Source organism: Allocoleopsis franciscana PCC 7113, assembly GCF_000317515.1.
Classification (GTDB): Bacteria; Cyanobacteriota; Cyanobacteriia; order Cyanobacteriales; family Coleofasciculaceae; genus Allocoleopsis; species Allocoleopsis franciscana.
Map to the genome: position 1 here is coordinate 3,132,021 of NC_019738.1, position 12,309 is coordinate 3,144,329.

Annotated in this window: 16 protein-coding genes and 1 pseudogene; 4 read left to right on the forward strand and 13 right to left on the reverse strand. The window is 47.2% G+C overall.

All coding sequences use genetic code 11. The annotated features are described in order from the left end of the window. Positions 1-382: 382 nt before the first annotated feature. From MIC7113_RS38985 to MIC7113_RS36310, 4 genes are read right to left on the reverse strand one after another with little or no spacing between them, the layout of a single operon-like run. Positions 383-499 (reverse strand): hypothetical protein, encoded by a 117-nt coding sequence (locus MIC7113_RS38985; protein ID WP_015182652.1) that lies wholly within the window; start codon positions 497-499, stop codon positions 383-385. 26 nt (positions 500-525) lie between these two features. Next, positions 526-1,248, reverse strand: coding sequence for an NUDIX hydrolase (locus tag MIC7113_RS13150; protein ID WP_015182653.1), 723 nt, complete (start codon positions 1,246-1,248; stop codon positions 526-528). A 26-nt stretch (positions 1,249-1,274) separates the two neighbouring features. Then, positions 1,275-2,510: a hypothetical protein gene (locus tag MIC7113_RS13155; RefSeq protein ID WP_015182654.1), complete on the reverse strand. Its 1,236-nt coding sequence runs from the start codon at positions 2,508-2,510 to the stop codon at positions 1,275-1,277. Between the two features lie 24 nt (positions 2,511-2,534). Continuing rightward, positions 2,535-2,810 carry a hypothetical protein gene (locus MIC7113_RS36310; protein WP_155897992.1) on the reverse strand — a complete coding sequence of 92 codons (276 nt, stop codon included), beginning with the start codon at positions 2,808-2,810 and terminating at the stop codon, positions 2,535-2,537. A 117-nt stretch (positions 2,811-2,927) separates the two neighbouring features. Here MIC7113_RS36310 and MIC7113_RS13160 point away from each other — a divergent pair, with 117 nt between their 5' ends. Then, positions 2,928-3,416, forward strand: coding sequence for a hypothetical protein (locus tag MIC7113_RS13160; protein ID WP_226883642.1), 489 nt, complete (start codon positions 2,928-2,930; stop codon positions 3,414-3,416). A gap of 22 nt (positions 3,417-3,438) precedes the next feature. On the opposite strand, the gene MIC7113_RS36315 is transcribed toward MIC7113_RS13160, so the two are convergent. The 3 genes from MIC7113_RS36315 to MIC7113_RS13170 all read right to left on the reverse strand — a co-directional run bounded on the left by MIC7113_RS36315 (position 3,439) and on the right by MIC7113_RS13170 (position 6,090). Beyond that, a complete protein-coding gene (locus MIC7113_RS36315; protein WP_015182656.1) occupies positions 3,439-3,600 on the reverse strand; it encodes a hypothetical protein in 162 nt (53 codons plus the stop codon). Between the two features lie 383 nt (positions 3,601-3,983). Further along, positions 3,984-5,030 carry a DUF1611 domain-containing protein gene (locus MIC7113_RS13165; protein WP_015182657.1) on the reverse strand — a complete coding sequence of 349 codons (1,047 nt, stop codon included), beginning with the start codon at positions 5,028-5,030 and terminating at the stop codon, positions 3,984-3,986. Further along, positions 5,014-6,090 (reverse strand): dipeptide epimerase, encoded by a 1,077-nt coding sequence (locus MIC7113_RS13170; RefSeq protein ID WP_015182658.1) that lies wholly within the window; start codon positions 6,088-6,090, stop codon positions 5,014-5,016. Before MIC7113_RS13170 ends, MIC7113_RS13165 begins: the two co-directional genes overlap by 17 nt. Before the next feature lie 93 nt (positions 6,091-6,183). Between MIC7113_RS13170 and MIC7113_RS13175 the strand changes: the two genes are divergently transcribed. Beyond that, the gene (locus MIC7113_RS13175) at positions 6,184-6,396 is read left to right on the forward strand and encodes a hypothetical protein (protein WP_015182659.1); all 213 of its coding nucleotides are present in this window, start codon (positions 6,184-6,186) and stop codon (positions 6,394-6,396) included. Between the two features lie 233 nt (positions 6,397-6,629). Continuing rightward, entirely contained in the window at positions 6,630-7,205 is a 576-nt protein-coding gene (locus tag MIC7113_RS13180; protein ID WP_015182660.1) for an NUDIX hydrolase, read from the forward strand. Between the two features lie 6 nt (positions 7,206-7,211). Here MIC7113_RS13180 and MIC7113_RS13185 read toward each other — a convergent pair whose 3' ends face one another. After that, complete coding sequence (locus MIC7113_RS13185) at positions 7,212-7,523, reverse strand: DUF6464 family protein (protein WP_015182661.1); 312 nt, start codon at positions 7,521-7,523, stop codon at positions 7,212-7,214. A 532-nt stretch (positions 7,524-8,055) separates the two neighbouring features. Next, positions 8,056-8,454 carry an adenosylmethionine decarboxylase gene (speD, locus tag MIC7113_RS13190; protein WP_015182662.1) on the reverse strand — a complete coding sequence of 133 codons (399 nt, stop codon included), beginning with the start codon at positions 8,452-8,454 and terminating at the stop codon, positions 8,056-8,058. Positions 8,455-8,747: 293 nt separating this feature from the next. On the opposite strand from speD, the gene MIC7113_RS13195 reads away from it, so the two are divergent. Continuing rightward, positions 8,748-9,092, forward strand: a complete 345-nt coding sequence (locus tag MIC7113_RS13195) for a hypothetical protein (protein WP_015182663.1) — start codon at positions 8,748-8,750, stop codon at positions 9,090-9,092. 11 nt (positions 9,093-9,103) lie between these two features. On the opposite strand, the pseudogene MIC7113_RS38100 reads toward MIC7113_RS13195, so the two are convergent. From MIC7113_RS38100 to MIC7113_RS34690, 4 genes and pseudogenes are all read right to left on the reverse strand, one after another. Then, a pseudogene (locus MIC7113_RS38100) lies at positions 9,104-9,241 on the reverse strand (RNA-guided endonuclease TnpB family protein); the annotation flags it as partial. 55 nt (positions 9,242-9,296) lie between these two features. After that, the gene (locus MIC7113_RS13200; protein WP_015182664.1) at positions 9,297-9,956 is read right to left on the reverse strand and encodes a hypothetical protein; all 660 of its coding nucleotides are present in this window, start codon (positions 9,954-9,956) and stop codon (positions 9,297-9,299) included. Next, entirely contained in the window at positions 9,956-10,993 is a 1,038-nt protein-coding gene (locus MIC7113_RS13205) for a zinc-dependent alcohol dehydrogenase (protein WP_015182665.1), read from the reverse strand. The genes MIC7113_RS13200 and MIC7113_RS13205 overlap by 1 nt, the downstream gene beginning before the upstream one ends. A gap of 340 nt (positions 10,994-11,333) precedes the next feature. Continuing rightward, positions 11,334-11,516: a hypothetical protein gene (locus tag MIC7113_RS34690; RefSeq protein ID WP_015182666.1), complete on the reverse strand. Its 183-nt coding sequence runs from the start codon at positions 11,514-11,516 to the stop codon at positions 11,334-11,336. Positions 11,517-12,309 lie beyond the last annotated feature (793 nt).

Below are 12,309 nucleotides of genomic sequence, written 5' to 3' on the forward strand. Positions count from 1 at the left end.
AAATTCCACTTAATCCCTATCTCGGCTCCGGTTGATTTTTCTCCAGTCCGTCCTCACTAAAGCTCCGGCGGCGGACTTCGGTTTTATAGCCGCGAATTCCATTCGCCAGGGCTTATTTCTTCCGGAGTCGTCTTTAGACGAATGCGAGCTATTAGCCAGGGGTTTAAACCCTTAGCGAGTTATTGCGACTAGTGCAAGATCTGAGAAGACCTATTCTTCTGCCCTCCAAAGGCAACATCCCCAAGAAAAAACCCCAGAGCTCGTGAAAGCACTGGGGGAGTCATCAGGGTGTATCTACTTATTTCCTTATCCGTCATCCCTCGAACCATTTCCGGATAAATCGAGAAAAGTTCCATCCTAGCTTCAGGTGCATCCCTAGAACTCATTTATCCTTCTCCCCAAATGCCAATACACCCTTAAATAACATCAACAAACCGCCCACTAAGATAGCCAGTGCTACCCCACCGGCGACCAAATCCATTAAATGTGTTGTTTCCATAATTCTTTCCTAAAACTTCCGCATCCTCAAATTGACAGATATTGTTTTCCTTCAAAATATCTCTCAACCTGAATCGCTACTTTATACGGATAAGCATCAATTGAGGGCACAAAACTTTTTTTCGTTACATTCATCTGATGCGCTTGAGGCAACCGATTCAGCAACTCCACCCCTTGAGCTTCATAACTATAGCCCTCCAAGGTAAATAACTTCAACATTTCCCTCACTGGTATCTCATAGAAACCCGCCAACTCTTCAGGCTGAAGTTTAAACGCCTCAATAGTTAAATCAGTTTCATATAAAAAAACATCAATAAGCTCATTATTTTTAACCCCTTGTTCTCGATAAACCACCAAGCGCTTCCCCAAGGGTGTCAAGTCTTCCAATTTAACCGTTAAACCAATCTCTTCTTCAACTTCCCGTACCCCATCCGCCATCTTTTCGCCCGAACGGTAATGACCCCCAACCGGCACATCCAGATATCCCGGAGCCACATCTTTATCTTCCTTGCGACGTTGTAAATACATCATCGGCTCTTTACTATGACTAACCAGCCAAAGATGAAATGCTCCGTGCCAATCCCCTTCTGCATGAACTAAAGAGCGAGCTTTTGTCTGTCCTGTAGGATAACCTGTAACGGGGTCTAGGATATCGAAAACCTCTTCTGCATCTGGTTGAAATTGAAGCATTTTTTCCGAAATCATAGTGACCCCATTATCGATCGCAGCCCTCAAAATGATCTGATTCATGCTTTTCCCATCCCTGTGCAGCCAGCTTAGGCCGCCACGGACTGGTTATTACCCTCCTGAACCGTCTCTACTCCATTGTTACGAACCAAACTTGCCATCTCTAACACTTGAGTCCAGCGCTTTTGCACTTGTTTCGGTGTAATTTTCAGAGCTTTGACAATCTCAAAATCGCTCATTTTCGCCCGCTTGAGTTCTAACAATTGCTGTTGCATGGGGTCAAGTTGACCGACAAAAGCATCCCACTGCTTAGAAGAAAGTCCCAGTTTTTGATCCAAGTCAGCACCTAACCATTGATGTACCAGTTGCCACTGAGACGTGCGGGCAAATTTTTCTACATGGTACTTAAAGCGCTGTTGCAGATAGTCCCGTTGGCGTGGGGTTAAACCCATGATGTTGTCAATTTCGGGGGCGGCAAAGTCTTGCAGCTTTAAGATTAAGTAATCGGCACAATCTTTGTGACCCTGACTTTCCAGGTATTGTACCAGCTCACCCACAACGCGATCGCGCAGAACTGCGTCATGAGGGTCTTTGGTTTCAGCCACTAAACGCTCTCGTACTTGCTGGATCATCGGTGAACGGCTTTGCATCTGTGCCTCTTCACCTTTAGCAAACTCGGTTACCTGTTCAATATCCATGACAGTATCAGTGGGTTGGCGCTTGGCAAAGCTTTTAGCTCTGAGTACCAGTAATTGCACAGCACCATAACCCGTCATCACCCGCCGCTTGGCGTATTGCTCGGTAAACGCCATGTATTCGGCTAATTCAATTTTGGTGCGAGGGGTGTAGTTGTCAGCAACCTGATTTTCCCGTCGAAACGCTTTGAGGGAATCAGCATAAAAGTCTTGCAAGAAGTCTTCAATCAACAGACGGCGAGCGGCAAAGCTTAACTGAGCTTGAGCGGGTGCCACTTGGCGATATATCATCACGCTCAGGTTGCTGTGTAGTTCCACACGACCTTGCTTAGAACCCAGCTTATAGTACTCAACACACTTCGAGAGACGATGACGTGCCAAGGTTAACTGCCAGGAGCGAATGTCACCGCCCTGTTGGATGCGGTCACTTTTATCACAAATCCGTTCGACTTCGGTCACGATGCGCTGGATGACCGTTACAGCGTTGCTAGGTAAGGAACCCAGTTGACGGGTCAGTTCTTCTTTCAACAACTCAATCAACGCCATAGTGTCTTGGTTGGTGATATTGTCCGGAGCGTTGTCAGTGGTGACGGAAGATTGGGGTAAGGAGTTGCTGGTTGTAGTGTTCATGGTAAAAGCCCTATTAGAGTTGAGTTACAGCGGCGACGATTTAAGAAGATTGGTGTTGGGTTCACCTCTTTTCTTTTCGTCCACAATTCGACTGTAAAGCGCTTCTGATAAGGTTTGTGCTCTGCGTGTGCAGGCTCCCCAATATGGTTGGTGTAAGGCGAATTGTCTCAAAGGTTGATTGGCAGGGTCGGCTGCTCTCAATTGCTCACTGTGCCAAGATTTGAGCCATTTTTCGGGGGATGAATCCCCATCCTGTATCGAGGCGATTGGAGTGGACAATCCGTCAACTGGTTGGATCAATCAGTGTTCTGGTTCGTAACGATGAATCTGACGACCTGTAGCCTTTTACACCATTGATTTGATGTTTTCAGGAATGGTTTCGGCAAAAGGCGGTTAAGATGTTGTTCGCCCAGTCTAATGAGCAGCTTTGGAATGACAGCCGCCGTCAAAATTCAACCGATTGGCTTCAGCGTTCAGTATCCCAAGACACAGTGGCGTGTCAACTTTGTGGAAGACGCTTCTGGCAAGTATCGATTCTCACTTTCTGGCAGAGACTTTAAATTTGAACCCCGTGACCGCTATTATTACCCCAGCCACGACGATGCCAAACGAGCCGCCTATTGTTTTCTGGAACTGATGAAGCGATTGGAGCGCTCACGGATGCGCCTCAGCGTCCTGGCTGAAATTGGTCTACTCAAGTTCCCTGAGGAACTTTACCGCACTTATGAGCTTTGGGTGGTCATTGACCGAACTCGCTATACCTGGGAACTCACCACCGCTAATGGCTTCTGTGTCAGGTCACAACGTTGGTACAAACACCCTGACACAGCTTTGGCTAAAGCGAAAGCTCACATTGACCGCGAACTAGCTGTTTCTCAAATCAGAGGGGTTGTCGGCTGGGTTTAGCTATCTATATGTTGACATCTAGTCAATGCTCTAGTTTTTTGACAATTTCTAGGGCACATAAAATTGTGCCGTGCAGGGACAAGTAGAACCAAAGCTCTAGACGATCTGTGACCAACAGCCAAGTCATGACGACAGGAAAAGCAATCACTAGCATAAAGATGACGATGTCAATCCAGCGGTTCATAGTTTATTGCAGATTAATGTCTTAATCCCCAGCTTGTAAAAAGCGCCTTTTGCCCTAGGGAGCATTGGGAGTTGAAGTTTTTTCATTCCATCATTGGAAATGAAATGATCTGTATTTTGGGAAAGTGGTAGCAAGTTGGTCTGGAGGGTAGCGGTCAACTAAATCTGCTTCTATCTTAGAGGCTGTTTCTCAAGAAGTGTAAATGCACGAAACTCAGCCTAATTAACCTGTCTAAAAAGAATCTATCCCATATTAGGCAACATAGACAGCTCATAGGACTTTAGAAGCAGCCTCTTAAAAGTTATAAGGAAATAATGAAGAACTTATGAAGATATCCTTGGGCAATCAGCTAATACAAATTCTCTCGGTTTCATGCAGGTTTATTACTCAGCAATAACAGCATCCACCAGCGAATCCCCTCCAAACCGAACGGCATCGGTGCAAGGTAATCCGGTTTCTTCCTGTACCTGTGCGATCGCCCGTTGGGCGGCTTCCCCATCCAAATGACCCGTATTCAATGCGATCGCCACCACTCTCACCGCCGCAAAGGCCCCCCCTGCCCTCGCCACCGTTTCATACAGCCCAATCACCTCCGGCAAGGGAGGAATCGGCACATGCTCGTGATTGCGGATATGAGCCTGTCCGGCTCGATGTACTAATACCAATCCCGTTGGCTGGGTTCCGCGCATCAGAGGTAAGGTTGCCGTTGAACCCGGATGTAACAGCGAACCCTGCCCTTCCACAATCAACAAATCGTAATCATCACCAGCACGCATCACCAGTTGCTCTACAGCTCCGGCAGCAAAATCTACCCGTATCGCATCTAAAGGAATTCCCTCCCCGGCAATCATCACCCCCGCTTGACCGGTGGCTAAAAACTTGGAGCGTATGCCTTGAAACCGCGCCGCTCGATGCAACTCCAAACTTGCAGACATCTTGCCCACACTCATATCCGTCCCTACCGTCAATAGGCGCTGACAGGAAAGCGATCGCGCCTTCCCACTTCCTACAGCTAATCCCTCTGGCTCCCGACGAATATCCCAAATCCATTGATGGGGGCGCAGTAACCCGCGTAACTCAGCATCAGAGTCCATCTGAGTATGTAACCCATTCACCACCGACAACCCAGCCGCAACCGCTTGCTTCACCTCCTGCCACCAGACATCGGGTAACGCCCCTCCGGAGGGGGCAATGCCAATCAACAAAACATCCGGTTGATAAACTAAAGCGGAGGTGACTGAATCCACAATCGGCGCATCACAGGAGATACCCGTGAGTTGAGATAAAGACTCCCCAGCACACTGACTATCAATTACGGCGACAATCGGGGTTTCGCCATAGCGTAAAAACGTCAGTCCTGTTTTCCCATGAGAACCACGAATTCCCTCATGGAGCAAAATGGCAACACGATGATTAGGGGTTAGACGCACGATATTGCACTCCCAGTCCTGGTAAATCGTTAGGAATCAGACGCCCATCTTGCACGGTTGCTCCTGTAAAGGGGTCATCCACTAAGTTTAGATGACTGTCTAAATCCAAATAATCCGCTAACGGTGCGAGGTGAGATGCCGCTGTATTAGCCAGGGTGCTGTCGGAATAGCAACCGAACATCACTTGTAACCCACAAGCCCTTGCGGTATGCACCATCCGCATCGCCTCGGTTAAACCGCCCGACTTCATTAATTTGATGTTAATCCCATGCACCCGATCAGCTAACTTGGGGATATCGTGGCTGGTGAAACAACTTTCATCCACAAAAATCGGTAAAGGCGATCGCTCATACAATATCGGCAATTGGTTCTCTTCCCCTGCGGCTAGTGGTTGTTCCACATACTTTACCCCCTGACTCGCCAGCCAGTCGCACATTTGTATCGCCGCCTCCAAACTCCAACCTCCATTAGCATCTACCAAAAGCTGCGCTTGGGGGGCTTCGTCTCGCACCGCCAGCAGCATCTCCCGATCCGCCTCAATTCCTGCTGGAGAACCGAGTTTGATTTTCAACACCCCTCCACCGGTCAACGGCAGCCAATCGCGCACTCGCTGCCTCGCTCCTTCTGGGGAATTAATCCCAACGGTGACCGAAATTGGCACAATCCGACGGCGGTTCAATCCCCACTGACGCCATAGGGGCACTCCTGTCAACTTCCCCATCCAATCGTGCAAGGCTAAATCAATCGCCGCACAAGCGGCAGACGGCACCTCTGTCTCCCTTAACACCTGTTCAATTTTCTGCCGTTCCCACGGGCTAAACGTTTCCAGCCTAGATGCAACCATCTGTAAGGCTTCCCACAGTTCCTCCGCGCTTTGCCGAACCCCAGAGATACCTGCCTTGTCATCTCCACGGATGGAAAAAGGAGACGCTTCACCCCAGCCTTCGATTCCTTGCTGCTCTACCCTCAGCCAAATATTGGTGGTTTGGGAGGTTGTTCCCCGGCTGATGGTTAAGGGGAACCGCTTATGTACCGTGAAGGTTTCCAAAACAAAATGCATAATTTTTAGGGTTGTGAGCGTTGTCTTTACAAAATTTAATATGTTTGTTAAGTTAAGTAACAAGAACAAACACAGATAAATCAGGAGATTGACATGACCCGTAGTGGAGCTATTGTGGACGAGCAAGGCAAATTGAACAACTTTGCGATTGAACCGAAGATGTATGTGGACGAAAATCCTCGCACTGGCTTTACATCCTACGCTGAAGTACTCAATGGTCGTCTCGCCATGATTGGGTTTATTTCTTTGCTGGCTTTAGAAGCCATCAGTGGGCAAGGTTTGATTGGATTGTTGACAACCCTATAAATGATTTGAGAAAAAAATATAATACCCTTCCTACTATTTTGGATGCGATACTTTTAGATTTTGGATTTTAAAAATTTTGGTCGTAGCCAGTTTTAGAGGGTCGAATGTAAGCCGTCTCAACCCAAATGGGAGCAAGGCGTTAGACTGGGTAAAAAATTGAGTCAGGTGATGATTTTCCCTGGCTCGATTTTTTTGTCACAATTTAAGCATTCTTTGCCAATGATCCATCTAACATGACTTCTATACAGCCTTGGAAAATTCTCAACTCACAGCTTGTCTTAAACAACCCATGGTGTAAAGTCAGGCGAGATGAGGTCGAGTTACCCAGTGGTCAAGTCATTGATGACTTTTTTGTCAATGTTAGACCCGATATCGTTCTCATCCTTGCAGTAACTCAGCAGCAAGAGATTGTGTTTGTGCGTCAATACCGTCATGGTGTCCAGGATATTTTATTAGAACTTCCTGGCGGTGGCTTTCACCCACAACGAGAGACGAGTCTGTCAGCGGCACATCGAGAACTCGAAGAGGAAACCGGATATGTGGCTGAACAAATGAGGCTTCTGGCAACTTTATATGATAATCCGGTCAAGGATACCAATAAAATTCATTTATTTTTGGCAGAAAATGCCCATCCCTCCAGTATTCAACAGCTCGATGTTACCGAAGAAGTTGAAATTGTCCTAGTCCCTATTAAAGAGGTTTTAGGCAAAATCTCAACGGGAGAAATTTGCGTTTGTGGCACGGTTACGGCTTTATTTTTAGGGTTAAACGTTCTGGCTTCGTCGTCCTTTCCTGGTAATAGTCCCTAATCGAAATTAATTCTCTAATATTTCTTCTTTGGGTTGATAATGACAACACTGTTCACAGGGACCGGATGGGTTAATTGCACATCGGATGTAAGCTGAACGGGCGTTGAATTGGCAGGTAATATCACCAATTAAATAGCCAACACCGTCAAGGTAATATTGATCTGGAGGCAGGTGGTTTCTGGGTGGTACCCTGACAAAAGACTGTTGCCTCACGGCTAAAAGCCTTGCTTCCATCCGTTCCTTTGCTCTTCGCATCATCCACAGAGAAAGGATTGGTGGTGTCAAACCCAAGACAAAAATTAAGATGGTATCTAACATCCTCAATCTCCTTTGGGGCAACTTTGCCTATATTGTTGCTCAGTTACTCAGCAATTGCGCTAAATCCTTTGCAGCATTTTTGAAGAAGTAGTAAAGCCTTGCTTTTCGCTGTAAGTTTTTAGTACGAGTCAAGGAGTCCGGTTTTAATCACGTTAAGGAGCCAAAGACTCCCGTACTACTTGTATTATCGACAAAAATAAGGATACACCTGACATCTTGCACCTTTGTCAGTAAGCCTCCACACTGCCAAGAAATTAATTTCTACAGCGAGTAGCTCAAGTCCATTGAAATGGACTGAAACTCAAATCCTGTCGTATGAAGACGAATGCGAGCTATTAGACAGCGGTTTTAACCACTGGCGGTTGTTGCAACTGATGCAAGAGCTCAAATACACCCGATTTCACAGACGCGAGTAGGAAATCACCGAAGTCGTTAGCTACGGGCAGTCGTTCATCATATAAATCACAAAGGGCAAGGATAACGACACCTTGCCCTTAATTACTGCTTCATTATTCAGTCACGAAGTCACAGATTACCCAATCGTCTGGTAAGCAAGATCTTCCAATCGCCCATTGCTGTGTGCGGCTGTATCAAAGCCACGGGGGATTTCTCTCTGCCTGACTTGCTTGGCTTTCAGCGCTGTTTGTAGAAGTTTCATTGCCTCCGCTGGCTTGCCACGACCGCAAAAGAATAAATCAGCTGCAAAATAGCCGTGTTCAGGCCAAGTGTGGATAGCGATATGAGACTCTGCCAATGTTGCCGTTGCTGTCACTCCGTGGGGACTAAACTGGTGTACACACAAATCGATAAGGGTAGCTTCTCCAGCTTCAATTGCATCCATAATGGCGCGGCGAATTCCCTCAGGGTCATTGAGAAGGTCTTCCGGTGCTCCCCATGCGTCAACGACCAGATGAGTTCCCACTTGTTTCATTCTTATTTTCGTACTCCACCCGATAAGGTCTCAAAGATTTCATTTATAGCACATTCCCTAACTCAGAACAACAAGAGGGCAAGTGCAAAGATTATTAAAGAACTTGACATTAACAGCATGACTCCTTGTAATAAAATAACTAAGATAAAGTTTGGCAGCCTGTCAAGAGTCTCAAGAAGAATTTTGAGCAAATAGCCCTCAAGAGGGTGTGTTCGATTTGACCCCAGCGATGTCAAAATTGTAGGCATCAGCTCCAGTCGCATACACGCTCTTGAGGTGGCACTTGACAATCAATGGACTACAAAACAGCCCGTAGCTTTCTAATTCACCAGGGAACGTCCTCTGACTCCAATACTGATGCTTTCCTCATGCGTCTAAAGCAGAGAAAGCCACCCATTCCGGGCCAGGTGACGACTATTTTGTTAGCCCTAAAAGTTGTGTTTGAGGGTCTACGAACCGCTTCCGCCCTTGACCGGGAACTTGTTTACTCCCTTTATCTATTATCGTTTGAAGGACGACAGCATTTTGAGGCTGGAATTCAGGCTGGGGTTGACTGGCCACCTCTACTCAAAGAAGATTTGAAGCGAATTTCAAGAGCGGTCAAGAGTATTTTTGCGGGTGTTTGGCATAGTGATTGACACTCCCCCCTTTAGAAAAGGGGGGATTCTTGGGTCAGTGGGGAGCCAACGCTTAACCCCTCTCCAAGCATCTTGACCGTAGGTCCTACGGCTGCAAGTCCACGTTGCATCACTACCATTGCAGCAGCGGTGTCGCGGTCAGTCTCGTAAAGTTGGGTCAGATGAAAACGGCTTTAAGATCGGTTCGCCTCAGTCTTTTGCCGCTTAGCGAGCACGCACTTCGGTTTCTATCTTTTTGAGGTCTTCTTTAAGAAATACCGTAATTTGCCCGTTGAAAGCCTTACCACTTTCGGTATTGGTAATCTCCAGCCAATAAGCGAAACGATCTCCTAAGCGGAGTTCGCCTTGCTGTTGCTCTAATAACGGGCGATTCTGTCGCCGTGCTAAATCTATGGTTGCGGGGACGGGATAATCGTAAATGAGTTGAGCGCGTTCGTAATCTTCATAAATGGTCGGGCCATAAATTACCCGTAGCGATTCCCTCAACCGCTCAAGGGTTACGCCGTTAATCATGTCATAGAAAGTCATGCGCTCACTGCGGATGGTACCTTGGTCTTTCGCCAGCGTGAAGCGACCGGGAGGCAGTACAGAGGCTTGGAAGGTAAATCGCTGGGCGGGGGTGCTGCTTCTGGTCACCCGCAACCCATTTCCAATAGCCGGTCGTAGAGTTGGGTTGGCGTTAATCCAGGCGACAACCGCTTCTGTTCTTTGACCGGGTAGGGCGTTGGCAATAGAAGGAAAAAGCACAAGGAAAACGGTAAGCGGGAACAGGAGTTTAGTCCTTCGGCTTTGTGGAGGATTTGCCTTTCCCCATCCCAATTCCCAACTCCCAAATCGATTGACGTTTGACTTTTGAGTGAACATCACGGCCTCCCCGGTTCAATAGCCACCTTAATGGCTTTACGATTTTTCATCTCTTCCAGCGCTTGCTCCAAATCTTTGAGTGGTCGATAGTCTGTGATTAGCTGTTCAAAGGGGATGACTCGACTTGCCAACAACTCCAAGGCTTGGCGCACATGGGCGGGTGTATTGTGGAACACTCCTTTGAGAGTTAGGGCGTTGTAATGTAACTGTTCGGTACTCACAGTAATGGTGGTATCGCGAGGACAGCCACCAAATAGGTTAATGGTGCCACCCGGACGACCACAAGCGATCGCAATTTCCCACACGGCTGGAATACCTGTCGCTTCAATCACCACATCCGCCCCCCATCCTTGGGTTAAGTCTCCCACCTGTGCGGGTACATCCGACAACTGATGATAATTAAACGTCCTAGATGCCCCTAATTGTTCCCCAATTTGCAATCGGCTGTCATTTCCCCCAAACAGAAACACTTGGCTACCACACTGATGGGCGAGTACCGCCACGAACATCAGCCCAATGGCACCATCTCCAATCACCACAACCCGATCGCCTGCTTGGACATTAGAACAGGATATCCCATGCAGGACACAAGCCAAGGGTTCCGTCATCGCGGCTAGGGCGTTGGGTAAATCGGGAGGGACGGCTAACAGGTTGTGTTGCACGATAGGGGCTGGGATTTTGAGATACTCAGCAAACGTGCCGTTGTTGAATAGCAAGTTGGGACACAAAGAATACTCGCGACGCTGGCAAAAAAAGCAGGACATACAGGGGGCGGAGTTGTTCGCCACGACGCGATCGCCGATATTCCATCCTGTCACCCCAACGCCTGTGGCGACAATTTCACCCACCACCTCATGACCAAATAAGGTCGGTGGTTTTAACATTCTGGCATGACCCCCACGCCGCCAAACTTTCAAGTCAGTGCCACAGGTGGTGGCGGTGCCTACTTTAATCACAACTTCACCCGCCGCCGGGGTGGGTATGGCAACCTCTTCCAAACGTAAATCTTCCTGACCGTAGAGTAATGCAGCGAGCAATGGAGTTTTGTCTCCTCAGCTTGATTCACCTGATTTTAGCAGGGTCGCTTCCTGGGGGTTGAGGGAGATGGGGGAAGCAAGAGATTTTATGGGGTGTTTTCGTTCAGACTGCCTTTTGGCTGGAAACCGAACAACAACAAAAGCGACAAGGAATGAACGTTTGCCCTGTCGCTATTTTTAAGTATTGAGATTGAGTCTCAGTGGTTAGGGATTTTTTTTAGAGCGGGATTAAATGAACTGATTCGAGGACAATTACGCATGACTCTACCCTAAACAAAGAATCCATACGTAAGCCATTCAACCCCTGTCGCCCTTGCCTAAATCAGCCCTGTCAACATGCCTATGAATTGACCGACTGTAAAATTTGCGATCGCTTTTTCCTCGGTTCAGAACACATCGGTAACTGACCCATCATCAAAGGCACCATTTCTTCATGGCAGGAGGTGCAATACCAATAGACACCCTTCCGTCGCGCATGGCGCAGTAAGACACTACCACAACAAGGACAAGTGTTGACCAGCATACTTTGTTATCTCCTGATTTTAAAATCTAGTTACTTAAAACGCTGATTTTTGCGCTAAAGAACTGCCCTTTCCACTAAGCCACTTGATACTAATTGTTGCTATCGAATCCATCGGACTGGATTACGTTTTATTCATTGTTCTGCCTTCCCATCGGTTTGGCACATTCCGTAGCTTTCTTAAGTTAAATCCTTATGGCTTCCCTCCTCATCTATCTCAAGAAGTAGGTATACCCAATCGATCCCAACTTGGGCACGTTCTCATTGATCCCTAGCACATCAGCATCTAATTTTAAAGGGGAAGTACACCCCTTTTTCGCCCTTCAACTCCTAATCTTTATAGTTATTTAAGCTGGAGAAATTGACCCACTACAGTGCAGTCGCTAAGTAGATTGAGCAAGCATTTTCTTAAAACCTCAATGCGTTATAAATCTTAAAAAAAATGAGAAACGATAACGATGCGGCTTTACACTCTATCCCTCGTCCCATCTAGATTTGGCAACTTGCCATGATAACTGAAGCTCGGTTTTCTTAGCCATTTTCACAGGGGAACACGGGAAAGGATGAAATTGTTTAAACTTCTGACTTAAAGTCCAAGGAAGCTTGGGATCACCAAGAAATCACTAAGGTTACAAGGCAACAGTATCTCTGTTTGTGTGTGGTTTCTTTTTATCCCTGACATACCTTAACCTGATCTGTTAAGAACGGGCGGTGAACTAGGATACAAAATCTAAATACACTTTCCATTAAGACAGGAAACAACTGGGTTTAATCGAGTTAGGCAACCCAGAAAAAA